This window comes from Pseudomonas sp. W2Jun17 (assembly GCF_023127795.1).
GTDB classification, from domain to species: domain Bacteria; phylum Pseudomonadota; class Gammaproteobacteria; order Pseudomonadales; family Pseudomonadaceae; genus Aquipseudomonas; species Aquipseudomonas synxantha_A.
This window is the reverse complement of the sequence record NZ_SPKO01000032.1, coordinates 99202-123534: the sequence shown is the minus strand read 5'-3', so window position 1 is coordinate 123534 and position 24333 is coordinate 99202. Positions and strand designations below refer to the sequence as shown.

Annotated in this window: 21 protein-coding genes; 10 read left to right on the top strand and 11 right to left on the bottom strand. The window is 60.4% G+C overall.

The features are described from left to right. Window positions 1–88: 88 nt before the first annotated feature. From E4O98_RS19840 to E4O98_RS19815, 6 genes are all read right to left on the bottom strand, one after another. Window positions 89–1072, bottom strand: a complete 984-nt coding sequence (locus E4O98_RS19840; RefSeq protein ID WP_005787905.1) for a TRAP transporter substrate-binding protein — start codon at window positions 1070–1072, stop codon at window positions 89–91. Window positions 1073–1218: 146 nt separating this feature from the next. Then, the gene (locus E4O98_RS19835; protein ID WP_248136056.1) at window positions 1219–2034 is read right to left on the bottom strand and encodes a CoA ester lyase; all 816 of its coding nucleotides are present in this window, start codon (window positions 2032–2034) and stop codon (window positions 1219–1221) included. 14 nt (window positions 2035–2048) lie between these two features. Next, complete coding sequence (locus E4O98_RS19830) at window positions 2049–3242, bottom strand: CaiB/BaiF CoA-transferase family protein (protein ID WP_223018867.1); 1194 nt, start codon at window positions 3240–3242, stop codon at window positions 2049–2051. 10 nt (window positions 3243–3252) lie between these two features. Continuing rightward, window positions 3253–4602: an MmgE/PrpD family protein gene (locus E4O98_RS19825; protein WP_248136054.1), complete on the bottom strand. Its 1350-nt coding sequence runs from the start codon at window positions 4600–4602 to the stop codon at window positions 3253–3255. Between the two features lie 10 nt (window positions 4603–4612). Beyond that, a complete protein-coding gene (locus tag E4O98_RS19820; protein WP_032880853.1) occupies window positions 4613–5776 on the bottom strand; it encodes an acyl-CoA dehydrogenase family protein in 1164 nt (387 codons plus the stop codon). Between the two features lie 28 nt (window positions 5777–5804). Further along, the gene (locus E4O98_RS19815) at window positions 5805–6623 is read right to left on the bottom strand and encodes a MaoC family dehydratase N-terminal domain-containing protein (RefSeq protein ID WP_032880852.1); all 819 of its coding nucleotides are present in this window, start codon (window positions 6621–6623) and stop codon (window positions 5805–5807) included. 131 nt (window positions 6624–6754) lie between these two features. Between E4O98_RS19815 and E4O98_RS19810 the strand changes: the two genes are divergently transcribed. From E4O98_RS19810 to E4O98_RS19800, 3 genes are all read left to right on the top strand, one after another. Then, a complete protein-coding gene (locus E4O98_RS19810) occupies window positions 6755–7636 on the top strand; it encodes a LysR family transcriptional regulator (protein ID WP_032880850.1) in 882 nt (293 codons plus the stop codon). Between the two features lie 137 nt (window positions 7637–7773). Beyond that, the gene (locus E4O98_RS19805) at window positions 7774–9597 is read left to right on the top strand and encodes a serine hydrolase domain-containing protein (RefSeq protein ID WP_248136052.1); all 1824 of its coding nucleotides are present in this window, start codon (window positions 7774–7776) and stop codon (window positions 9595–9597) included. A 16-nt stretch (window positions 9598–9613) separates the two neighbouring features. After that, on the top strand, window positions 9614–10405 hold the full coding sequence (locus tag E4O98_RS19800; RefSeq protein WP_078821230.1) for a MipA/OmpV family protein: 792 nt from the start codon (window positions 9614–9616) through the stop codon (window positions 10403–10405). Window positions 10406–10461: 56 nt separating this feature from the next. Here E4O98_RS19800 and E4O98_RS19795 read toward each other — a convergent pair whose 3' ends face one another. Further along, the gene (locus tag E4O98_RS19795) at window positions 10462–11739 is read right to left on the bottom strand and encodes an ATP-binding protein (RefSeq protein ID WP_223018863.1); all 1278 of its coding nucleotides are present in this window, start codon (window positions 11737–11739) and stop codon (window positions 10462–10464) included. Next, window positions 11740–12447, bottom strand: a complete 708-nt coding sequence (locus E4O98_RS19790; protein WP_223018862.1) for a winged helix-turn-helix domain-containing protein — start codon at window positions 12445–12447, stop codon at window positions 11740–11742. Window positions 12448–12604: 157 nt separating this feature from the next. Here E4O98_RS19790 and E4O98_RS19785 point away from each other — a divergent pair, with 157 nt between their 5' ends. Further along, window positions 12605–13804 (top strand): MFS transporter, encoded by a 1200-nt coding sequence (locus E4O98_RS19785; protein WP_032880844.1) that lies wholly within the window; start codon window positions 12605–12607, stop codon window positions 13802–13804. On the opposite strand, the gene miaE is transcribed toward E4O98_RS19785, so the two are convergent. Further along, a complete protein-coding gene (gene miaE, locus E4O98_RS19780; RefSeq protein WP_032880843.1) occupies window positions 13760–14362 on the bottom strand; it encodes a tRNA isopentenyl-2-thiomethyl-A-37 hydroxylase MiaE in 603 nt (200 codons plus the stop codon). The genes E4O98_RS19785 and miaE overlap by 45 nt on opposite strands. 147 nt (window positions 14363–14509) lie before the next feature. On the opposite strand from miaE, the gene E4O98_RS19775 reads away from it, so the two are divergent. Beyond that, on the top strand, window positions 14510–15373 hold the full coding sequence (locus E4O98_RS19775) for a universal stress protein (protein ID WP_103734994.1): 864 nt from the start codon (window positions 14510–14512) through the stop codon (window positions 15371–15373). A gap of 135 nt (window positions 15374–15508) precedes the next feature. Here the strand turns inward: E4O98_RS19775 and E4O98_RS19770 are convergent, their stop codons facing one another. Continuing rightward, window positions 15509–15976: a DUF1289 domain-containing protein gene (locus E4O98_RS19770; protein ID WP_005787885.1), complete on the bottom strand. Its 468-nt coding sequence runs from the start codon at window positions 15974–15976 to the stop codon at window positions 15509–15511. A gap of 396 nt (window positions 15977–16372) precedes the next feature. Between E4O98_RS19770 and acnB the strand changes: the two genes are divergently transcribed. Continuing rightward, window positions 16373–18982 carry a bifunctional aconitate hydratase 2/2-methylisocitrate dehydratase gene (gene acnB, locus E4O98_RS19765; protein ID WP_005787883.1) on the top strand — a complete coding sequence of 870 codons (2610 nt, stop codon included), beginning with the start codon at window positions 16373–16375 and terminating at the stop codon, window positions 18980–18982. Window positions 18983–19200: 218 nt separating this feature from the next. On the opposite strand, the gene E4O98_RS19760 is transcribed toward acnB, so the two are convergent. Next, a complete protein-coding gene (locus E4O98_RS19760) occupies window positions 19201–20478 on the bottom strand; it encodes a serine/threonine transporter (RefSeq protein WP_005787881.1) in 1278 nt (425 codons plus the stop codon). A 553-nt stretch (window positions 20479–21031) separates the two neighbouring features. On the opposite strand from E4O98_RS19760, the gene E4O98_RS19755 reads away from it, so the two are divergent. From E4O98_RS19755 to E4O98_RS19740, 4 genes are all read left to right on the top strand, one after another. Continuing rightward, complete coding sequence (locus E4O98_RS19755) at window positions 21032–21532, top strand: DUF4822 domain-containing protein (protein ID WP_032880841.1); 501 nt, start codon at window positions 21032–21034, stop codon at window positions 21530–21532. Window positions 21533–21585: 53 nt separating this feature from the next. Then, window positions 21586–22020, top strand: a complete 435-nt coding sequence (locus tag E4O98_RS19750) for a hypothetical protein (protein WP_078821223.1) — start codon at window positions 21586–21588, stop codon at window positions 22018–22020. 145 nt (window positions 22021–22165) lie between these two features. Next, window positions 22166–23119: a 2-hydroxyacid dehydrogenase gene (locus E4O98_RS19745; protein WP_148853925.1), complete on the top strand. Its 954-nt coding sequence runs from the start codon at window positions 22166–22168 to the stop codon at window positions 23117–23119. 129 nt (window positions 23120–23248) lie between these two features. Further along, window positions 23249–24316 (top strand): phosphotransferase family protein, encoded by a 1068-nt coding sequence (locus E4O98_RS19740; protein WP_032880838.1) that lies wholly within the window; start codon window positions 23249–23251, stop codon window positions 24314–24316. Window positions 24317–24333: the final 17 nt, after the last annotated feature.

Below are 24333 nucleotides of genomic sequence, written 5' to 3'. Positions count from 1 at the left end.
AGCAGTGTGTCAGCTTGCAGATCTGTCTCTGATCCACCGCTATCGGGAGCAAGCCGCCTCCCACATTGGATCTCAGTACACCCTGGGATTATTGGTTGGAAGCGTCCGCTGCCTTGATCAGCTCAGCCCCGATCTGGCCTTCGAACTTCTGCCACACCGGGCGCATGGCTTCGCGCCAGAGCGTGCGTTGCTCGGGGGTAAGTTCGATGATCTCGCTGGTCTTGGCATCGATGATCTTCTGCCTGGCCGACTGGTTCAGCGCTTCGGCCTGCTTGTTCACCTCGACAGTGACTTCGGCCATGATCTGCTCCAGCGTGCTGCGCACATCCGGCGCCAGGCCGTTCCAGAACTTGGCGTTGGTGATCACCATGTAGTCGATCAGGCCATGGTTGGACTCGGTGAAATACTTCTGCACCTCGTTGACCTTCTGGCTTTCATAGTTCGACCAAGTGTTCTCAGTGCCATTCACGGTGCCGGTCTGCAAGCCCTGGTAAACCTCGGCAAAGCTCATCTTGCGCGGGTTGGCGCGGATCGCCTTGAACTGCTCTTCAAGCACGCTGGAGGCTTGCACGCGAAACTTCAGGCCACGGGCGTCCTTGGGTTCGTGCAGGGCCTTGTTGGCGGAGAGTTGCTTGAGGCCGTTGTGCCAATAGGCCAGGCCGAGAATGTTCTTGTCCTGCATCGCAGTCAGCAGTTGCTTGCCCTGGGCGGCCTGGAAACGGTCGACGGCAGCCAGGTCGTTGAACAGGAACGGCAGGTCGTAGATCTGCACCTGTTTGGTGTACTGCTCGAACTTGGCCAGGGACGGCGCCAGCATCTGCACGTCACCCAACAGCAACGCTTCCATTTCCTTGCCATCGCCGAACAGCGACGAGTTGGGGTACACCTCGACCTTGACCTTGCCGGGCAGGCGTTCTTCGGCGAGCTTCTTGAACAGCAGCGCGCCCTGGCCTTTGGGCGTGTTCTCGGCCACCACGTGGGCGAACTTGATCACAATCGGGTCAGCCGCCTGGGCCAGGCCCGCGGCGAACAAGGTGGCGGCGCACAGCAGCGCCCGAGAGAGCTTGAGCATGGGAAATCACCTTCTTATTGTTGTGTTGTAAGGCAAAGTGCCTGATGTGCTGCATATTGAGAATTTCGAATTTTAGATACCTGCGTTCGGCCTGGCCGAACACCAACCTCAAGGAGCATGTCGATCCTGTGGGAAGGCTTATCCAGTCAGGGTTGGGCAGCCAGCAGTCTTTGTGCCCGCAGCAACACCGGCGCATCCACCATCTGCCCATCAATCTGATAGGCCCCTGCCCCATGGGCACTCGCCTCCACTACCCGCTTGGCCCAGGCCAGGTCTTCAGCGCTGGGCGCCAACGCCTGATGAATCACCCGAACCTGCTTGGGATGGATACACAACGCCCCGGCAAAACCCATTTCATAGGCGTGCCGGATCGAACTGCGCAGGCCCTCAGGGTCGTCGATGGCCGGATGTACGCCGTCCAGCGGTGCCACCAGATCGGCGGCGCGCGAATGCACGATCAGTGACAGGCGCGCCTGGTCGAGGGCAAACTCAGCAGCGCGGGAATGGCTGCTCAGGTTCAGATCCAGGGCCAGGTCCAAGCCACCGAACGACAGCCGCTCTACCAGCGGAGCATGGGCAATCTCGGCCACCGCCAACAAGCCGCGAGCGCTTTCGATGATCGGCCAGATGGGTTTGCCGGTGGCAGCCACTACGGCGACCTGGGCTGCGCTCTCGACCTTGGGGAGCAGCACACCCGCGACATTTGCATGAGCCTTGCAGAACGCCACATCCTCAAAATGCTCGACGTGTTCCGGCGCATTGATGCGCACCCACACCTGAGCCTCGGGGTGGGCCTGCAGGAACATCCCCAGGTTGCCCCGGGCCTGGCGCTTGAGCGGCTCTTCCACGGCGTCTTCAAAATCCACAATGACTGCGTCGGCGCCGCTGGCCAAGGCTTTGGCGAACCGCTCCGGGCGGCTGCCCGGCACAAACAACGCTGAACGAACTAAAGGCTTTGGCATCGCACACTTCCTGATCAGATAACGCCGCGCGCACGCAGGCTGTCGATGGCCTCACCGGAATAACCCAGCTGGTCGAGAATGCCCTGGCTGTGTTGCCCCAGTGCCGGCACACCATCCATGCGCGGGGTAAACGCGGCGTTACGCGCTGGTGGCAGCAGCGAGGGCAACGGCCCGGCCGGGCTGTCGACTTCACGCCAACTGTCGCGGGCCTTGAGTTGAGGGTGGGCCCATACGCCTTGCATATCGTTGACCCGCGCGCTGGCGATCTGCGCATCCTCCAGACGCTGAATCACCGCCTCGGCGTCCAACCGGGCAAAACTGTCCACGATAATCTGGCGCAGCGCCTCGCGGTTGGCCGAACGCTTGAAGTTGGCGCTGAAACGTTCGTCCGTCGCCAGCGCCGGGGTGAGCAGTACCTTGTCGCAGAACGCCGCCCACTCGCGCTCATTCTGCAACCCGAGCATCACCGTGCCGCCATCACCAGTGGGAAACGGCCCATAGGGGTAAATCGTCGAATGTGCTGCGCCCGCACGCGGGGGCGGCGGCGCGCCGTCGAAGGCGTAATACATCGGGTAGCCCATCCACTCCACCAGGCTTTCCAACATGCTCACATCGATACGGCTGCCCTTGCCGGTCGTGCCCCGCAGCAGCAACGCCGAAAGAATGCCGCTGTAGGCATACATGCCCGCGGAGATATCCGCGATGGAGCAGCCGGCCTTGGCCATCTGCTCATCACCCGGGCCGCCAGTCACCGACAGGAAGCCGCCTTCGCTCTGGATCAGCAGGTCGTAGGCTTTCTTTTTCTCGTAGGGCCCGCCTTCGCCATAGCCGGAAATATCGCAGACGATCAGCCTTGGAAAACGTTGATGCAGTGCCTCGAACGACAAGCCCATGCGCGCCGCCGCGCCGGGTGCAAGGTTTTGCACCAGCACATCGGCATCGGCCAGCAGCGCTTCAAGGATGGCGCCCGCCTCGCCCTGCTTGAGGTCCAGGGTCAGGCTTTCCTTTGAACGGTTGGTCCAGACGAAATGCGATGCCAGGCCGCGCACGCGTTCGTCATAACCTCGGGCAAAGTCACCGGCACCGGGGCGCTCGACCTTGATCACGCGGGCGCCGAGATCGGCCAATTGGCGGGTACAGAATGGCGCGGCAATCGCGTGTTCCAGGCTGACAACCGTGATGCCGTCCAGCGGTCGTTGATTACTCATGACAAATCCCTCAAAGCCAATGGGCCATGGACGCGGTGTTACGCAGGTTCCATACCTGCTCGATCAGGCCACTGGCCTGGGCGGGGGTACGGGCTCCGCTGAAGTGAGTCAGGCGCTGGAACTTATCCGCCAGTTCGGCGCGGCTCAGGGTGTTGCCCGGGTCGCCCTTGGGCTCGTCGATGGCACCGTGCAGCGTGCGCCCGTCAGTGGTGGTGACGATGACACGGCCCAGCCAGCGTTGCGGATAGGCACTATCGACCTCAGGGTCGAGGGTCATGCTGACCTTGTCGCGAAAGGCCGCGACCGCAGGGTCGGTCAACGCCAGCTGATGGAACTCGGGCAACCCTGCTTTGCCATGCACCGCGATCAGGCCAAGCACGGTGCCCATGGAGAATTTGGCCTGGTGCACGGTGGCCGGCACCGTCACCCGGCCGAGCACATCAATGGCGCCTTGATGCACGCGGGTTTCCACTCGGGAGATTTGCGCCGCGCTCAAGCCTTCACGCTGCATCACGTCCAGTAGCGCATCCGCAGCGGGATGGGTGTGGCGGCAGGAGGCGTGGAACTTGAACGAGGTTTCCACCAGCGCCCAGCGGCTACCCAAATCAGCGGACAACTTGCTAGGTTCTGAATCACTGGACATGCCCGCCGCCAAGCCTTGATCGCCTTCAAGGATATTGCGCGCACCGGTCAATCCATCGGCTGTCAGGTAAGCTGCCAGCAAGCCATCCGCTGCGGCTTTGGCCGTGTGCAGTTGCTTGGAGTCGGCGGCATCACGCAAGAACTCCCACAGCCCTGCCGCTTGAGTGCCGGCACTGCCGAGCAGGTTGATGAACTGTTCCTGGTTGAAGTCGAGCAATTTGCCCACGGCGACCGCCGCCGCCAGGGTGCCGACGGTGGCCGTGGTGTGGAAGATGCGGTAGTGCGAGCGGCCCAGGAACTCGCCGATGCGAATCCCGGCCTCATAACCGGCCACCGCAGCCAGCAACAGATCGCGACCCGATTTGCCCAGGTCCTGGGCGGCCGCCAGCGCGGCGGGAAACACCACCGTGGCCGGGTGCAGCACCGAACTGTTGTGCAGGTCATCCTGCTCCACCAGATGCGACGATGCCGCATTGACCAGTGCCGCAAAATACGCGCTGCTGCTGGCGCCGCTGACGATCACCTGGGCCGGGCCGCTGCTCGGCCCCATCTTCTGCGCATAGCGCTCGAACAGGGGAATCGGGTGTGCGCCCTGGCTGGCCAGCGCCGAGGCGAGCCAATCCAGATACAGCTCCTCGATGCGATCCAGTACGTGCTCGGGCAACTGCGAGTAGGTCAGATCAGCGAGGAATTGGCACAGGGCTTGGGTATGACGCATGCTCAGGCCCTCAGAAACTGCGTGGCAGTTCGAGCAGATGCTCGGCCACGTAGGACAGGATCAGGTTGGTGGAAATCGGCGCCACCTGGTACAAGCGCGTCTCGCGGAATTTGCGTTCCACGTCGTATTCGCAGGCAAAACCAAAGCCACCGTGGGTTTGCAGGCAAGCGTTGGCTGCTTCCCACGACGCCTTGGCCGCCAGGTACTTGGCCATATTGGCGCTGGCGCCGGCGTTCTTGCCGCTGTCGTATTCCTCGCAGGCACGCCAGCGCATCAAGTCGGCCGCTTCGATCTCGATATGCGCTTCGGCAATCGGGAATTGCACGCCCTGGTTCTGCCCGATTGGCCGGCCGAACACCACGCGGTCGCGAGCATAGGCGCTGGCCTTTTCGATAAACCAGCGGCCGTCGCCGATGCACTCGGCGGCGATCAGGGTGCGCTCGGCATTGAGGCCATCGAGGATGTATTTGAAGCCCTTGCCCTCTTCGCCAATCAGGCTGTCGGCCGGCAGCTCCAGGTTGTCGAAGAACAGCTCGTTGGTCTCATGGTTGACCATATTGGCGATGGGCTGCACGGTCAGGCCGTTACCGATGGCCTCGCGCAGGTCGACCAGGAAGATCGACATGCCTTCGGACTTTTTCTTCACCTCGGCCAAGGGTGTAGTGCGCGCCAGCAGGATCATCAGGTCGGAATGCTGCACTCGCGAGATCCAGACTTTCTGGCCGTTGATCACGTACTTGTCGCCGCGTTTGATCGCGGTGGTCTTGATCTTGGTGGTGTCAGTGCCGGTGGTGGGCTCGGTGACGCCCATTGATTGCAGGCGCAGTTCACCGCTGGCCAGCTTGGGCAGGTAGAAGCGCTTTTGCGCCGCGCTGCCGTGACGCAACAGGGTGAACATGTTGTACATCTGGCCATGCACGGTGCCGGAGTTACCGCCGCAACGGTTGACCTCTTCGAGGATCACCGACGCTTCGGCCAGGCCCAGGCCGGAACCGCCGTACTCTTCGGGGATCATTGCCGACAGCCAGCCGGCAGCGGTCAGGGCCTTGACGAAGGCTTCGGGGAAGCCTTTGTCTTCGTCGATCCTGCGCCAGTAGGCGGCATCGAACTCGGCGCACAAGGCGCGCACGCCTTCGCGGATGGCATTGAGTTCTTCGTTGTCATTGGGGTTCATGCGCGGCTCTCCGCCTGTTGTTCTTGGGTTATTCGAAATGCACCTGGGCGGTCTGCGCCAGACCTTCAGCGTTGCCGGCCCAAAGTTCTGCGACGCCGGTTGCGCTGATGCGCCCGCCTACTTCAAACGGCTGCGGTGCAATCAACGGGCGCACGCCGCGATAGATGAAACGGCGCAGCGTGGCTTCAGGGTGCGCCCGGCAGAACGCGCGCAGGCTCAAGGTAGCGATCAGTGGGCCATGCACCACCAAGCCGCTGTAGCCTTCAGTGGCGGTGACATAGGGATAGTCGTAATGGATGCGGTGGCCGTTGAAGGTCACGGCGCTGTAGCGGAACAACAGGGTTGGTGTCGGTTCCACCGCTTCTGTCCATTCGCCCCGGACCAGGGCATCGCCGCTGCCGGGTTTGGGCGGCGTGGGCTCGCGATAGACGATGTCCTGTTCCTCGCGGATCGCCAGGCGCCCGGCCTGGGAATAGTCGTGGCGCACCGTGACAAACAACAGCGAACCGGTGCGACCGGTCTTTTCTTCGACCTGAGTGATGGTCGACACGCGGGTCGCCGCCTCGCCGGCTCGCAGCGGGTGCACAAACTCGATACGCCCACCGGCCCACATGCGATTACGGTTATCGGCCGGTGGCAAGAACCCGCCGCGAGCCGGGTGGCCATCGCTGCCCAGGGCCGACTCCGGCAGCGGGTCCTGGAAAAAGCACCATTGCCACAATGCGGGTACGGCTGCACCGTCGGCAGGCACCCCTTCACCGAACGTGGCGGCGATGCGCTTGAGCAGGTTATGGCTCAGGTGGTCGTGAGCGGTCTCGCTTCGGCCGATCCAATCAGTGGCGCTCATCGGGTGCAGATCCTCAGGCAGTGGGTGTCTGCTGCCGATCATGCAAGGGCCTGCCCGTTCTGAGAATTTGCATTTCAATAAACCAGCGTTCGGTTATGCTGAACGCTGCCACCCTGTACCGGGAGTCTTGCATGCACTTTGATCTCGCCGACCTGCGCCTGTTTATCCATATCGCCGAATCCCCCAGCCTGACCCAGGGCGCCAAGCGCGCGTTTCTGTCGCCGGCCGCCGCGAGTGCGCGGATCAAGGCCCTGGAAGGTCAGCTCGACACCCGCCTGTTGTACCGCGACAGCCGTGGCGTGGAGATCACCCCGGCGGGCGAGCGCCTGTTGCACCATGCGCGATTGATCATGCGTCAGGTGGACTACCTGAAAAGCGAGTTCACCCAATACGGCGTGGACTCAGCCGGGCATATCCGCATCTTCGCCAACACCACGGCGGTCACCGAGTTCTTGCCGGAAGTGCTGGCGGGCTTTTTGTCCCAGCGCCCAGGCGTGACCGTCGACCTGCAGGAGCGCCTGTCTCGGGACATCGTGCGCGGCGTACTCGATGGCACCAGCGACATGGGCATTATTGCCGGTCCCGTGGAAGCTGCTGGCTTGCAGGTGCTGCATTTCAGTACGGATGAATTGGTGCTGATGGTGCCCGTCGGGCATCCCTTGGCCGATCAGCCTTCGGTCACCCTCGAACAAACCCTCGCCTACCAGCATATCGGCCTGCATGAAGGCAGCACGCTGCTGAGTTTCCTGCGCGAACACGTCGAGCGCCTGGGCAAGCAGTTGTCGCTGCGCATCCAGGTGTCGAGCTTCGAGGCGATCTGCCGGATGGTCGAGGCCGGCGTGGGCATCGGGATCATTCCCGAGTCCGCCGCCCAGCGCCACAGCCGCACCATGCAGTTGGTGACGGTGAAGCTGGACGAGCCTTGGGCGATTCGCGAGCGCAGCATTCTGGTGCGCGAGTTGGAGGCATTGCCGGGGACCATTCGGGCACTGATCGCCACATTGATGCCCTGATCTTGTAGGCGCGAGCAAGTTCGCTCCTACAGTTGGCCGTTAACAGTCTTTGACAGTTTCCCGACAAAGCACTCAAAGATTCTCAGCCCCCGCCGCCCTAGCATTCCAGCATCCAAATCATCATTCGGGTGCTCTTGATGTTTCGTAGACTGCGCGGTATCCCGCTATTGGGTTGCCTGCTGAGCAGTATCGGTTGCCACTCGCAACCGCCTGCTCCGCCGCCGATTCAAAAAGGCGATTACGGCGCGATCATCCGTTACCTGCAAACCCGCATACCCCGGGAGATGGTCCGGGAAAATGTGGCAGGCTTGTCGATTGCCCTGGTCAATGGCCAGGAGTTGATCTGGGCCCGTGGCTTTGGCCTGGCCGACAAGGCCCAGGGCGTGCCGGTTACGCCCAACACGGCGTTTCGCGCCGGGGGGATTTCCAAACTGATCACCGCCACAGCGGCGCTGCAGTTGGTGGAGCAACAGCGCCTGGCACTGGATGCACCGATCCAGCAAACCCTGCGTGAATTTTACGTACGCTCGCGCTTTCATGACGACCAGGCCGAAGCAGATCGCGCCATCACGTTACGGCGTTTGCTCAGCCATCAATCCGGCCTGCCCAGTGAGCACCTGCGTGACCTGCACAGCACCTATGCCATGGGGCAGATGCCGATGCGCGTGTCGGGCGTATGGCTGAGCAGCCCGCCCGGGTTTCAGGTGGCTTATTCCAACCTCGGCTATTCGCTGGTGGGTGCCGCCATCGAGCGCAGCAGCGGCAAAAGCTTCGAAGCCCAGCTACAAAGCAGCCTCTTGACCCCCTTGCACATGAACCAGTCCAGTTTCCTCGGCACCGGCGCGCAATTGAGCTTTCGCGCCCTGGGTTATGAGGACGGCAACGCCAGCACCGACGCCCAGGTACGCGACCTTGCCGCCGTTGGCCTGTGGGCCAGCCCCAAGGATCTGAGTCACTACGTGCAGATGTTGTTTGCCAAAGGCACCTACAAGGGCAACCGCGTGCTGGGCAGCGCTTCAATAGATCAAATGTTCACCCAGCAAAACACCGGCAACGCCTTGGATTTTGACTGCCAGATGGGCCTGGGCTGGTTTCTGGCGCCATGCGGTGACGAGCCGATTGCCCCCGGTGTGCGTACTTACCAGCACAGCGGCGGCGGCGATGATTTCGCCGCCCAGGTGACCCTGCTGCCGGACCAGCAACTGGCCGTGATCATCATGGCCAACGACAGCAATGCCGAAGAGATGGTGGTGTCGCTGTCCACCGACAGCCTGCGCCTGATGCTTGAAGCACAAACCGGCGAGCGCGCCTGCGCCGACGACTGCCAGGCTCCCGGCCACGGTCTAAAACTGCGCCACGTGCCAGCGGCCGTCGACCGCAAGCGCCTGGCCGGGTTCTACGCGACCCCCTGGGGCATATTCCGTATCAAGGATGACCGTGAGCGCCTGGCCGGCGAACTGGCCGGCTACACCTTCGACTTGTTGCGCGATGACCAGGGCTGGCTGCGTGCGCAGAAAAAGGTCCTGGGTTTTTGGCTCAAGGACCTGGGCGACCTGGGTCGCATCCAGCTTGATGTAGTGACGGTACAAGGCCGGCAGATGCTCACGGCCCGCAGCCACGGCCAACGCATTGCTATCGGTGAGCGCATCGAGCCGCCGACCCTGTCTACGGCTTGGGCCGACACCATCGGCACCTATCAGGTACTCAATAGCCATGAACCCGACGCACCGTTGAGCGGTATCAGCGTGCGCCTGGAAGACGGCTTCCTGGTGATACGCGGCCAATTGCACGACGAGCCTCTGACTGACTACATCCTGCTGCCGGTCGACAACGCCCACGCGGTACTCGCCGGCACCGGCTACGGCCTGGGCGACACCGTCAGCCGCCAGGTCAACGGGCTGAGCGCTTCGGGTTATTCCTTCAAACGCACCCAGTCCCCCCACACACCCTTGAATTTCTAACCTGGAGAAACACCTGATGCACGCAAAAAACCTGTGCCTGTCAGTGACCTCACTGTGCCTGCTTGCCGCCGCCGACACGGCGCTTGCCGAAGACTGGCAATACAGCCTCAAGGCCGGCATAGCCAACGCCCCCCGCTACAGTGGCAGCGACGAACGCATGACGGCGCCTGTGCTGGGCGGCAAAATCATCAGCCCTTGGGGCGTCTTCCTCGACACTGATACGGGCCTGGGCTGGGGTTATGAAGGCAATGCCTTGAGCTTCAGCGCATACGTTGGCGCAAGCGATTCGCGCAAGGATAAAAACGAAAGCATGCATGCCGGCTCCAAACGCCTCAAAGGCATGGGCGAGATCAAGTCACGCCCGCAATTGGGGGTGAGTGCCGCCTACAACCTCGGCGGTGTGATCATTGGCGCCACCCTGGAACATGCGCTTGAAGAAGATAAACACAAGGACACCGGCAAGGCTTTTACCCATCTGGAGTTGAGCCTGGGGACCAATCTCTATGAAGGCCGTTACGGTTCCGTCGATACCGCCATCAACAGCCACTTTGGTGACCGCGACTACCTGCAGACCTGGTACGGCGTGACCACCGGCCAAGCCGCGCGCAGCCGCTTCAAGGCATACAAGGCCAGCGGCGGCAATATCAGCAATGGCATGAACCTTACGTGGAGCTTGCCAATCAGCGAGCACACACAGTTCTCGACGCTGCTGGATGTGCAGTACCTGGCGGATAAAGCGGGCAAGAGCCCGATTGTGGAGCGCCGCTTGCAGACGTCGGTGATGGGGATGGTGGAATACACCTTCTGATTCAAGTTGGTAACCCAATCAAAATGTGGGAGGGGCAGTGCAGTATTCAAAAGGTGTTACTCGCCATACGCCCAGGTCATCCGAAACGACGCCCCGCCCCACTCCGAATCCAGCACTTCCACCTGCCCGCCATGCCACTGGCTGACGCGTTTGACCAATGCCAGGCCCAAGCCAAACCCTCCAGTACGGCGGTCGCGGCTGGCATCGAGGCGCAGGAACGGTTCGAAGATCTTGGTGCGGCCCTCCAGCGGCACGCCTGGGCCATCGTCATTGACCCGTACTTCATAGCCGTTGCCGAACTTGACCAGCGACACTTCCACGCGGCGATCGGCATAACGGATGGCGTTACGCAGCAGGTTGATCACCGCCCGCGCCATAAAGCGTGGCTCGATGCGGATAAAGTCGACCTCACAGGTACGCAGTGATAACTGCAACCCCTGTGCTTCGGCCTCCAGGGCCACACTGCCGATCACGCTGTCGAGCCAGCTGTGGGCTTCGATGTTCTCGCGGGTGACCTGGGTGGCACCGCGCTCCAGGCTGGCGTAGGTCAACAGTTCGGAAACCATTTCTTCCAGCTCGCCGAGGTCGGCGTACATATCGGCAATCAACTCGCTGCTCTGGCGTGGATCGATCTGCTGGCGCAGTTGATCAAGTTCAAACGACAAGCGCGCAATCGGCGTGCGCAATTCGTGAGATACGGCGTTGGTGAGTTCGCGCTGGTTGGCGATCAGGCTCTCGATGCGCTCGGCCATCTGGTTGAAGTGCCCTGCCAGTTCGCGAACGGTGGAGCGCCTTGGCAACAGGATGCGTGAGCCGAGGTCATTGTCACCAAAACGTTGCGCCGCCAGGCGGATATGCTCCAGGTCACGCCAGTGCGGGCGTACCCAGAAATACAGGACGATGGCCAGGCCTGCGCCCAGAAAGCCATAAGCCCACAGGTACAGCCATTTGGGTTCTTCCGGCAGCTGAATCTCAAGTAATTGCGGGCCGCCGTCAATCGCTGACAGGAACTTCATAAAATCCTCGCGTACCACCACTTGGTCACTCGCCAGGAGTTTCTGTTCGCGCTCGCTCAGGTGCTGGGCGTCGCGCTGCACCAGTTTCAGGCGCAAGCCATAATGCGGCTGCAGCTCATCCAGGCGTGCCTGGCGCGCCTCTCCCTGTACCGGTCGCAATTGTTCCACCAGGGCCCACGCCGGGCCGCGCAAGGCTTCACGGTTATACGTTTCGTTGGACTCGGGCATGTAAGCGTCCAGGCCATAGTTGACCAGCCAGACCGACCCGGCCAGGCCGAGCGCGAGGATCACATAGAGGCGCAGATACAAGCGCAGCATCTAAACCTCCCACGCGAACGGATTGAACAGGTAACCCTTGCCCCAGATGGTTTTGATGCACACCGGCTCGCGTGGGTTGTCGTTGAGCTTGCCGCGCAATTTGCTGATGTAGACGTCAACGCTGCGATTGAGGCCATCAAAGGCAATACCACGCATACGGTTGAGGATGTCATCGCGCGAGAGGATCTTGCCCGAGCTGCTGGCCAGTAACCACAGCAACTCGAACTCCATGGTCGTCAGATCGATGGTCTGACCGCCCAGGCTGACGACCCGGCAACTGCGATCAATCGACAAGCGGCCGAACTCCAGGGCACCCCGCGCCGCGGGCTCGGGCACCTGGCGGCGCTGCAACGCACGCAAACGTGCAAGCAGCACCGGCGGCTTGATCGGCTTGATCACGTAATCGTCAGCCCCAGACTCAAGGCCCAGGATATGGTCCAGATCGTCTTCCTTGGCTGTCAGGATCACGATGGGCGTGTCTGACACAGTGCGAATTTCGCGGCAAACATGCAGCCCGCTCTGGCCCGGAAGCATCAAATCGAGCACGACAATCCTGGGTTTGAAGTCCAGGAACGCTGCCAGGGCTTCATCGCCCCGGTGCACGACACGCGCCTCAAAACCATGCTGCGACAGGAACTGCGCGATCAGCCCTGCCAGCTTTTCATCGTCCTCAACGAGCAGGACCTTGCCCAGACCCAGGTTTTCCATAAGTTCTCAGTGTAGAAACGCAGATTGAAGTGCGCGCATTATAGGTAGCAAGCAGGCGCACAGAAGCAGCTGGCCAGTACGAGCCGATGAAACTTCATGCTTTTAAGAGTTTTTAACAAATAGCCTGCAATCTTTAACGCCATTCTCAAGGAGTTGTATGCGCAAGGATTACCTGGCGTTCTTCGTTTCGCTGTTCCTCTCGCGGCTGGCCGACCAGATCCTGCTGTTCATCGTGCCGCTGATCGTGTTCCAGACCACTCAAAGCGTGTCGTGGGCGGGCCTGGCGTTTTTTGTCGAATCGCTGCCGCGCTATCTGGCATTTCCGGTGTGCGGAGCCTTGTGCGACAGGTTTTCACCCGTACGCATTCTGCATATCAGCCAGGTGTATCGCGCGCTGGCCTGCGTGGTGGCGGTGGCGCTGTATGGGCTGTTCGACGGGATCCATTGGCTGGTGATGCTGTCCGCGTTGTGCGGGGTATTGACCACTCAGGGCATCATGGCGCGGGAGGTGGTGATGCCGCATGTCTTCCAGCATTACACCTACGCCAAGACCTTGTCCTATTCGCAGATTGCCGACCAGAGCGGCCTGGTGCTCGGGCCGTTGCTGGCAGCGTTGATGCTGCAGGTTTGGGCCTGGCCCTGGGTGGTGCTGGCCATCGCCGCACTGTTTGTTCTCGCTGACCTGGCAATGCTGATCTGGCAGCGCAACACCACGGTGAGCCCGCAAAGCCATGGGCAGCACCCGGGTATCTGGCTGCAACCGCTGCGCACCGCGTTTGGCCACATCCGCAACCTGGTGGAACTCAAGCGCATCATCATTCTGGCAGTCGGCGTGAACCTGATTATCGGGGTCACACTGGCCACCTCGGCCGCCATGGTTACCGGCCAATACGCCGCCGACAAGGATGCCTACGCCCTGCTGCAAGCCGCCGGCGCGCTGGTCACCATCGGGATTCTGTTTTACCTGGCACGCTCATCACTGCCGTTGAAAGTAATGGGTGGGCTGTCGTATTCGATGATTGCAGTCGGCGCGCTGATCACCGCCGTCAGCCCCGGTGTGTGGGCGTATGCCGTGGGCTTCCTGCTGGTGACGGGCTTTGACAAGATGTTCAACGTGTACCTGCGCAGCACCCGTCAAAAAGTGATCCCGGTGCAGGATTTCGGCAAGACGGTAGGCGTGATCACCTTGCTCAACAACCTGCCGCAGCCGTTGGCGGGCCTGATGATCGCCGTGCTGGCAGCGCCGTTGGGCACGCAAATGGTGATCCTGCTGCTCGCCGGGATCACCGCCTTGATCGGCGTGGCGGTGGCCTCAGGCTGGCACGCCACTGTGAAAGCGGAACTCGATGTCGGGTGATTCGATCAGCTCCTGCTCGGCCGCCCTCACCCGCTCGATCACCTGGGCGATGTCCTTGGCGTCGCCATACTGGTAGGCCAGCTTCAAGTAACCCTGGAAGTGCCGGGCTTCGCTTTTGAGCAAACCGAAGTAGAACTTGCCGAGCTCTTCGTCCAAATGCGGCACCAATGCTTCGAAACGCTCGCAGCTGCGTGCTTCGATAAAAGCGCCGACCACCAGGGTGTCCACCAGCTTGACCGGCTCGTGGCTGCGCACCACCTTGCGCAAACCCGAGGCATAACGGCCCGCGTGCAGTTGGCGCAGTTCAACCTTGCGCTTCTTCATCAGGCGCATGACTTGCTCGTGGTGCACCAGTTCTTCGCGGGCCAGGCGCGACATCATATTGATCAGGTCAACATGGCCGTGGTACTTGGCCATCAGGCTCAGGGCGGTGCTGGCGGCTTTGAATTCGCAGTTCTTGTGGTCGATCAGCAGGGTTTCCTGATCGGCCAGAGCGGCCTGGACCCAGGCGTCGGGGGTGCGGCAGCCGAGGAATTCGTGGATTTCGGGCAGGTTCATCGGGCTCACGGGCAAAGGATCACAAAAGGGCGCCGATTATACCGACCCCGCCGCAGACCACCAGCCACCGGCCTTGATGTGCATCAACATGACGTCTGGCGGGCAGCAACTATAGTTGTTGCATGCCTCTTCCTGGAGATCCCGATCATGCAAGCCATCCGCAGCATCCTGGTGGTCATCGAGCCCGAGCATTCGGAAAGCCTGGCCCTCAAGCGTGGCAAGCTGATTGCCGGGGTGACCGACGCACATCTGCACTTGCTGGTCTGCGACAAGAAACACGAGCATTCGGCGCTGTTGAGTGTGCTCAAGGAGGGTTTAAAGAACGACGGTTACAGCGTCTCCACCGAGCAGGCGTGGAACGAAAGCCTGCATGACACCATTATCGAGGTGCAGCAAGCCGAAGGCTGCGGCCTGGTGATCAAACAGCACTTTCCCGACAGCCCGCTGAAAAAAGCCCTGTTGACGCCGGCGGACTGGAAGCTGCTGCGCTATTGCCCGACGCCGGTGCTATTGGTCAAGACTGCTACGCCATGGGCTGGCGGAGTGATTCTGGCGGCCATCGATGTAGGCAATACCGACAGCGAGCACCGCTCACTGCACAATGCGATCATCGACCATGGCTTTGATATCGCCAGCCTGGCCAAGGCGCAACTGCATGTGATCAGCGCCCACCCGTCGCCGATGCTGTCGGCAGCCGACCCGACCTTCCAGCTCAAGGAAACCATCGAGGCGCGCTATCGCGAACAATGCAAGGCATTCCAGGACGAGTTCGACGTGGACGGCAGGCACCTGCATATCAAGGAAGGCCCGGCCGATGTGCTGATCCCGCATATGGCCCATCAGCTGCACGCGGCGGTGACCATCATCGGCACCGTGGCCCGCACTGGGATTTCGGGGGCGTTGATCGGTAATACAGCGGAGGTGGTGCTGGATGCGGTGGAAAGCGACGTGCTGGTGCTCAAGCCACAGACGTTGATGGATCACCTGCAAGAGCTTGCGACCAAGCCCTGACACCGATCCTTCAGGCAATGGAGATCAAATGTGGGAGCTGGCTTGCCTGCGATTGCGGTGGGTCAGCTGGCGCATTTGCTTCTGATACACCGCTATCGCAGGCAAGCCAGCTCCCACATTGAGCTCGTCAATCAGTTAGCCCAGCGCATCTTTCAAGAATCCCGGGGCGATATAGCGCTGGTAATGCGCCTCGGACAAGATAAAGAACTCCCGATCAATCGCATCGCGCAGGTCCGGCAAGGGCCAGTCGCGAAACTCCGGCAACAGCACCATGCCGTACGCCTCAAGGTTATTGATCACCCGCGCCCCGCGTGCGATCAACTGGTAGGCCCAGCAATACTCGGACTGGTGCGGCACGAAGCGGATCTTGCGTTGCTCCAACTGCCCGCGCAGGGTCTTGGGGTCAAACACCTCCACTTTGCCGGCCATCACCTGCACCAGCAGTTGCTCAAGCCTGAGCCAGACTGCACGCTTTTCTTCTTCGTTATAGCCATTCCACTGGATCACTTCATGGTGGAAGCGCTTGCAGCCGCGGCACACGAGGTCGCCGTAGACCGTGGAGCAGAGGCCGACGCAGGGGGTCTTGATGGTTTGGTTGGACATGGGCGACAACACGCAAATCAGCGAAACAGTGCGCCATGTTAGCCCTTTGTCTAAGGTTGATCACCCAGCAAACTTGGCCAGGCAACTTACCTTTAGATTTTTTTTGCCGTAGAATCACCCGGCCTTGTAAGGCGCCAATAATCCGCTGGAAGCTGTTTTCAAAGCGTCACGAGCACAGTCGTTCCTTCAGAACGGTGTTGGCGTGGTTTCGACCCGGTAGGTCAGAGCCCACGCCAACCCTCATCAGCTCCGTTCTGCAGGCGTAAAACTTTGAAAGCAGCTTCTGTAAAGGAATGCCGGCAGCGCTGGCTTTGCGGCCCAAAAAGCCCCTGAGCGCATGCGTGCCGTTCATTTCTGGATGAGCGTCCCGTGGGACCACTGATGAGGGTAATAACTGTGCTTGAAGCCTACCGCAAACATATCGAAGAGCGTGCAGCACTGGGTATCGTTCCCCAGCCGCTTAACGCCGAACAAACCGCAGGCCTGGTCGAGCTGCTGAAAAATCCTCCGGCTGGCGAAGAAGAATTCCTCGTTGACCTGATCACCAACCGCATTCCACCAGGCGTTGACGAAGCTGCCTACGTCAAGGCCGGTTTCCTGTCTGCCCTGGCCAAGGGCGAAGCCACTTCCCCCCTGATCGACAAGAAACGCGCTGTTGAACTGCTCGGCACCATGCAAGGCGGCTACAACATCGTGACGTTGGTCGAGCTGCTGGACGACGCCACCCTGGCGCCCGTCGCGGCCGCCCAACTCAAGCACACCCTGCTGATGTTCGATGCGTTCCACGACGTCGCCGAAAAAGCCCGCAACGGCAACGAACACGCCAAAGGCGTGATCCAGTCCTGGGCTGACGGCGAGTGGTTCCGCAACCGCCCTACCCTGGCCGACAAGATCAGCCTGCGCGTGTTCAAGGTTACCGGCGAAACCAACACCGACGACCTGTCCCCGGCGCCTGACGCCTGGTCCCGCCCTGACATCCCGCTGCACGCCCTGGCCATGCTGAAAATGGCTCGTGAAGGCATCGTGCCGGACGAGCAAGGCAAGACCGGCCCGATGAAGCAGATCGAAGAAATGCGCGGCCAAGGCTTCCCGATCGCCTACGTCGGTGACGTGGTCGGTACCGGTTCGTCGCGTAAGTCGGCCACCAACTCGGTACTGTGGTTCTTCGGTGACGACGTGCCTTACGTGCCGAACAAGCGTGCTGGCGGTTTCTGCTTCGGCAGCAAGATCGCTCCGATCTTCTACAACACCATGGAAGATGCTGGCGCATTGCCAATCGAATTCGACGTCACCAACATGAACATGGGCGACGTGATCGACCTGTACCCTCATGCTGGCAAAGTCTGCAAACACGGCACCGACGAAGTCCTGACCACCTTCGAAATGAAGACTCCGGTACTGTTGGACGAAGTTCGCGCCGGCGGCCGTATCCCGCTGATCATCGGTCGCGGCCTGACCGACAAGGCCCGCGCCGAACTGGGCCTGGGCCCTACCGACCTGTTCAAGCTGCCTGAAGCGCCTGTCGACACCGGCAAGGGCTTCACCCTGGCACAGAAGATGGTCGGCAAGGCGTGCGGCCTGCCGGAAGGCAAAGGCGTTCGCCCTGGCACCTACTGCGAGCCGAAGATGACCACCGTGGGCTCCCAGGACACCACCGGTCCCATGACCCGTGATGAACTGAAAGACCTGGCGTGCCTGGGCTTCTCGACCGACCTGGTGATGCAGTCGTTCTGCCACACCGCGGCGTACCCGAAGCCGATCGACGTGACCACCCACCACACCCTGCCTGACTTCATCATGACCCGTGGCGGTGTATCGCTGCGTCCGGGCGACGGTATCATCCACAGCTGGCTCAACCGTATGCTGCTGCCGGACACCGTCGGTACCGGTGGTGACTCCCACACCCGTTTCCCGATGGGCATCTCGTTCCCGGCCGGTTCCGGTCTGGTCGCGTTCGCCGCAGCCACTGGCGTGATGCCACTGGACATGCCGGAATCGATCCTGGTGCGCTTCAAAGGCAAGATGAAGCCTGGCATCACCCTGCGTGACCTGGTTCATGCCATTCCTTACTACGCGATCCAGGCTGGCCTGCTGACCGTAGAGAAGAAAGGCAAGAAAAACGCCTTCTCCGGCCGCATCCTGGAAATCGAAGGCCTGAACGATCTGACGCTGGAACAGGCTTTCGAGCTGTCCGACGCCTCGGCTGAACGTTCGGCTGCCGGTTGCACCATCAAGCTGTCCAAAGAGTCCGTTACCGAGTACCTGAACTCCAACATCACCCTGCTGCGCTGGATGATCGGTGAAGGCTACGGCGATGCCCGCACCCTGGAACGTCGCGCCCAAGCGATGGAAGCCTGGGTTGCCAACCCGGAACTGATGGAAGCCGATGCCGACGCCGAATACGCCGAAATCATCGAGATCGACCTGTCGGAAATCAACGAGCCGATCCTCTGCGCGCCTAACGACCCGGACGATGCCCGTCTGTTGTCCAGCGTTGCCGGCGAGAAAATCGACGAAGTGTTCATCGGTTCGTGCATGACCAACATCGGTCACTTCCGCGCTGCCGGTAAGCTGCTGGAGCAGGTCAAGGGCCAGCTGCCGACTCGTCTGTGGCTGTCGCCGCCGACCAAGATGGACGCTCACCAGTTGACCGAAGAAGGCTACTACGGCATCTACGGCAAGGCTGGCGCACGCATGGAAATGCCGGGCTGCTCGCTGTGCATGGGTAACCAGGCACGTGTAGAACCGAACTCCACCGTCGTGTCGACGTCGACCCGTAACTTCCCGAACCGCCTGGGTGACGGTGCAAACGTCTACCTGGCATCGGCCGAACTGGCGGCAGTGGCCTCTACCCTGGGTCGCCTGCCGACTGTCGAAGAGTACATGGGCTACGCAGCGAAACTGGACACCATGGCCAGTGACGTCTACCGCTACCTGAACTTCGACCAGATCGCCGAGTTCCGCAAGATCGCAGCAAGCGCCAACATCCCGGTGATTCAAGCTTAAGGGTGTGTTGATGTGAAAGACGCCGCGTATCGCAAGATACGCGGCGTTTTTTTATGCCTGGAACTAACCTTTACTGCCAACACAAAACCAATGTGGGAGCTGGCTTGCCTGCGATAGCGGTGTATCAGTCATGAATTTAATGACTGACACATAGCTATCGCAGGCAAGCCAGCTCCCACACTTTTAGAGCTGTGCAGTCAGATAGACCGCATCAGGGCTTAGGCAACCAGCGAATACACCAATGCCGTAATCGCCACCAGGCCGACGGCGGTGACAAACACATTCGATGCCTGCCCACGGTACTTGGCCATGGCCGGCACCTTGCGGATCGCATACATCGGCATCAGGAACAGGATCGACGCAATCACCGGCCCCCCCAGGGTCTCGATCATACCGAGGATGCTTGGGTTAAGCGTGGCGACGATCCAGCACACCACCAGCATGAAGGCGGCGGTCATGCGGTCCAGGGTCTTCGGTGCCGGGCGGCGACCGGTCTTGACCACCAGCCCCTTGAGACCCTCGCTGGCACCGATGTAGTGGCCCAGGAACGACTTGGCAATCGCCACGAACGCAATCAACGGGGCGGCAAAGGCGATGGTCGGGTTGTCGAAGTGGTTGGCCAGGTACGACAGGATCGACAGGTTCTGCGCTTTCGCCTCGGCCAGTTGCGCGGGCGACAGGGTCAGCACGCAACTGAACACGAAGAACAGCACCATCGCCACCATCAGCAAGTGAGCGCGGGACAGGATCTGCGAACTGCGCTCCTCGGCGTGTGCGCCGTACTGACGCTTCTGGTCAACCGCAAAGGCCGAGATGATCGGCGAATGGTTGAACGAGAACACCATCACCGGAATCGCCAGCCACAGCGTATTGAGCAGCGCCGACGGTGCCGGCACCTCGCTGGCAGTGCTGAGAATGCCGCCATTCCAGTGCGGCACCAGGTACACGGCCAGGAACAGCAAGGCGACGATAAACGGATACACCATCAGGCTCATGGCCTTGACGATCACTTGCTCACCGCAGCGCACCACGGCCAGCAGGCCGAGGATCAGCACAAACGCCAGGATCGCACGAGGCGGCGGCATGATGTGCAGTTGGTGTTCCATGAAGCTGCTCACGGTATTGGTCAGTGCCACGCTGTAGATCAGCAGGATCGGGAAGATCGCGAAGAAATACAGCAAGGTGATCAACGCACCCGCCTTGATACCGAAATGCTCTTCGACCACGTCGGTGATGTCTGAGCCTTCACGGCCAGACAGCACGAAACGGGTCAGCCCACGGTGGGCAAAGAACGTCATCGGGAACGCCAGTAACGCCAGGATCACCAGCGGCCAGAAGCCCCCCAGGCCCGCGTTGATTGGCAGAAACAAAGTACCGGCGCCAATGGCGGTACCGAATAGCCCGAGCATCCAGGTGGTGTCCTGGCGGCTCCAGCTTGTGAGGGTTGCAGGTGTCGTTGCATAGCGTTCGTCGACGCTATTGGCCTGATCATTCATCCGGTCGGATCTCCGCATTCACATGGCCAGCACGAGTCAGAAAAACCTGACAGGCAGCGCCCTGGCCGTAACAAGGGCCGGATTGTCCGGGATTCTCTTGAATAAGCAAAGACTTAGATGAGGAACGGTAATGCAGTGCAAAGGCTGGAAGGCAGCCCATGGGGCGGCTCAGTTGATTCAACGCCAGATGTCCACCGCCTTTACCCACCTCACGAACGCCCCTGCCAGCGGGGCATTGGGAGGGTCGATCACGCAAGGCCGACGAAGCTTTGTTTAAATAAACCCAGTCACTCAAAGTTCGCCAGTGGGGAGCCGCTGACAGAGACCCAATATCAATTAAAGTTAAACACCCTCACATATAAGAAAGTTCTTACATACAGTTAATCAACGCCTCTCGATTGAAACTCTAATGATTGCGGCATTTGTTGCAAGGGTTTTCCCAGGCATTGAGAGCCCCTTCTATCACGTTTATATTCCAGTCCAGTTCAAAAAAACAAAAGCATCTAAACCCACCACAGCAGAATTAAAAACCTCACTCATCAGGAGCGACTAGATGAACAAACACAACCTTATTTTCTCCCTGATACTTGCCACCGGAATACTCAGCCCATTGGCCAGCCAAGCACAACCGGCAGTAGAAAACTCAGACGCAAGTGCCCTGGGTACATCCCCCCGCTGGCTGACGACAAAAGTTTATATAGAAGGCGCCCCGGAGATCGACGTAAAGGACAAGTACCCAGGTGTCGTTGGAATATCAGTGTGGGACCCTGAACGTAATCGCTACGAATTTTTCTACACCGATACCGGGCTATCAAAATATGACAACGGCGGCGGCGGTTACTTCATGGTAACGGGTGACAAGAAAAACCATATCCTGATACCGGATAAAGGTGCAACGAAAACCATCGTCAGAAAACTTGAGACGTTGAACAATCAGGAATTCACTTATTCTCGTGAAGTGCCGCGCGACATGATCGACGCCAACCCTCTTGTTCGAATACATGTGGTTCATGCGCCCTATACCGGATCAGTCAAAACTACCCCCACCCACTAACCCTCAACACTCATCCCACGAGTAGCGACAATACTCATAAAAGGCCTCACTCAATGAAAACACTATTAAAGCCTTTATTGGCGTCTGTTTTATTGCTCTCTACCCTTGTTTCAGGCGGCCTTCATGCGCAGGCTTCCACGTCAGGAAAACCTGTCGCCATCAGCGCTGACAATGCGGTCATGTTGACCGTCTTCCTCAAACATGACCAATCTCGCAACTTGAACGAAATAAGAACAAAACTCACCGAACAGGAACTCTTTAAAGTATTCCCTCCTGAAGGGGTAGAGATTGTCAGTTGGAACATCGCCATGGGGATCGGTCACGTCATCGTTCTACGCTTCCCCGCCTCGCGCCTGCGGGAAGTCAATCTCGCCATCGAACGCTCTGCATGGGGCCCCTTCAGGACGGAGTTCTTTCCTACCTACGATTACATGGACATCGTAGCGGCCGAACAGAGCAAGGTACGCAAGCCCGTAGCCGCTAAATAATTCGCACGCGTGCAAACAGCGTCTCCCGCTCGCCGAGACGCTGGCACTTTTCGCAAAATCAGGGGCGCTTTCTCAGCGCCCTCAGCATTTCGCGCAACAAAAATGCAGCATACTCCGAGCATCGAACTCACCGGAGAGCTGCCCCATGCCCACCACCGTTCTAGTCCTGGTTGAAACCATCAACGAATACCTGCAAATCATCGAGAGCAATGACTTTCATGTGATTCTGGCGCCGACGCCCGCCGAACGCGCTCAGGCGATCAAGTTGCACGGTGGGCAGATCAAGGCCGTGCTGACCCGTGGCCCGCTGGGGTTGTACGCTGATGAAATCGCCGCACTGCCGTTGCTGGAAATCATCTGCGTGATCGGTGCCGGCTACGAACACGTGGACCTGCAAGCGGCAAGCAACCGTGGGATCGTGGTCACCAACGGTGCCGGCGTGAACGCCCCCTCGGTGGCCGATCACGCCATGGCGCTGCTGCTCTCGCTGGTGCGCGGGATTCCCCAGACCGATGCCGCCGTGCGGCGCAGCGAATGGCCGAAGGTCATGCGCCCTTCCCTGGCCGGCAAGCAACTGGGAATTCTCGGGCTCGGTGCCGTGGGGATGGAAATCGCCAGGCGCGCCGCCCTCGGCTTCGGCATGGAGGTGAGCTATCACAACCGCCAACCCCGCGATGACGTGGATTACACCTACTGTTCAACGGCCGTCGAACTGGCGCGCACCTCGGACTTCCTGATCCTGGCCACGCCAGGTGGGGCCAGCACTCGCCATCTGATCGATAAACATGCGCTGGATGCGTTGGGCCCCAATGGCTATCTGGTGAACATTGGCCGCGGCAGCGTGGTGGTGACCGCTGACCTCGTGGCTGCCCTGGAGCAACGGCGTATCGGCGGCGCCGCGCTGGATGTATTCGACGACGAACCCAAGGTGCCCGACGCCCTCAAGCGCCTGAGCAATACCGTCCTGACCTCCCATGTGGCCGGCCTGTCACCGGAGGCTGCCCATGACACCGTGCAGCGGGTGGCCGACAACCTGGTGGAATACTTCGCCGGCCGTCCTGTGCTCACGCCGGTTGCGCTGCCAGCGCCCGCAAAATGACCGATCAGGCACGCTGATCACCCTTCAACACGCTAACCTATTAAGCCGCCCCGACCTTGTCGCTGGGCGGCGGTGCGCATTAGATTAGGAAATAGTCCAAGGCCTTTAGAATAAGCAGAAGGGATAAGCATGGCGCTGAACGACCAATCGACCCAGATTCGCCCCGGCGAAGAACTTGATGCCAGCCTGATCGATCCCTACCTCAAGGCCCACATTCCGGGCTTGAACGGCACGCCTGCGATCAGTCAGTTCCCCGGCGGCGCATCGAACCTGACCTACCTGCTGGAATATCCAGGCCAGGAATTCGTGCTGCGTCGCCCGCCGTTTGGCCACAAGGCCAAGTCCGCCCACGACATGGGCCGCGAATACCGCATTCTCAACCAGCTCAAAGATGGTTTTCCGTATTGCCCCAAGGCATACGTGCACTGCACCGATGAATCAGTGATCGGTGCCGAGTTCTATGTGATGGAACGGGTCAACGGCATCATCCTGCGCTCTGACCTGCCGCCCGAACTGGGCCTGGACGCGGCCAAGACTCAAGCGCTGTGCAAAAGCTTTATCGACAAGTTCGTCGAACTGCATCAAGTCGACTACAGCGCCTGCGGCCTGGCCGACCTGGGCAAGCCTGAAGGCTACGTGGCGCGGCAGATTCGTGGCTGGGGCGAGCGCTACGAAAAAGCCCTGACCCCTGATGCGCCAAAATGGGAAGCGGTGCGCGCCTGGCTCAACGACAAAATGCCAGCCGATTCGCCCACATCCAGCATCGTGCATAACGACTACCGCTTCGATAACGTGATCCTCGACCCGCATAACCCGATGCAAATCATCGGTGTGCTGGATTGGGAACTGACCACTCTGGGCGACCCGCTGATGGACCTGGGCAACACCCTCGCCTACTGGATCGAAGCCGCAGACCCGGCGCCGGTGCAACTGATGCGGCGCCAGCCGAGCAACGCCCCGGGGATGCTCACCCGCCGTCAGTTTGTCGACTACTACGCCGAGCGCTCGGGGCTTGCGATCGACAATTTCGATTTCTATTACACCTACGGCCTGTTCCGGCTGGCCGGCATCGTGCAGCAGATCTACTACCGCTTTTTCCACGGCCAGACCCAGGACAAACGCTTTGCGCAGTTCATCCACATGAACAAGCTGCTGGAGCAAATGAGCCTGAATGTCATTGGCAAATCAGCGCTCTGATCGCAACCACAAGGAAC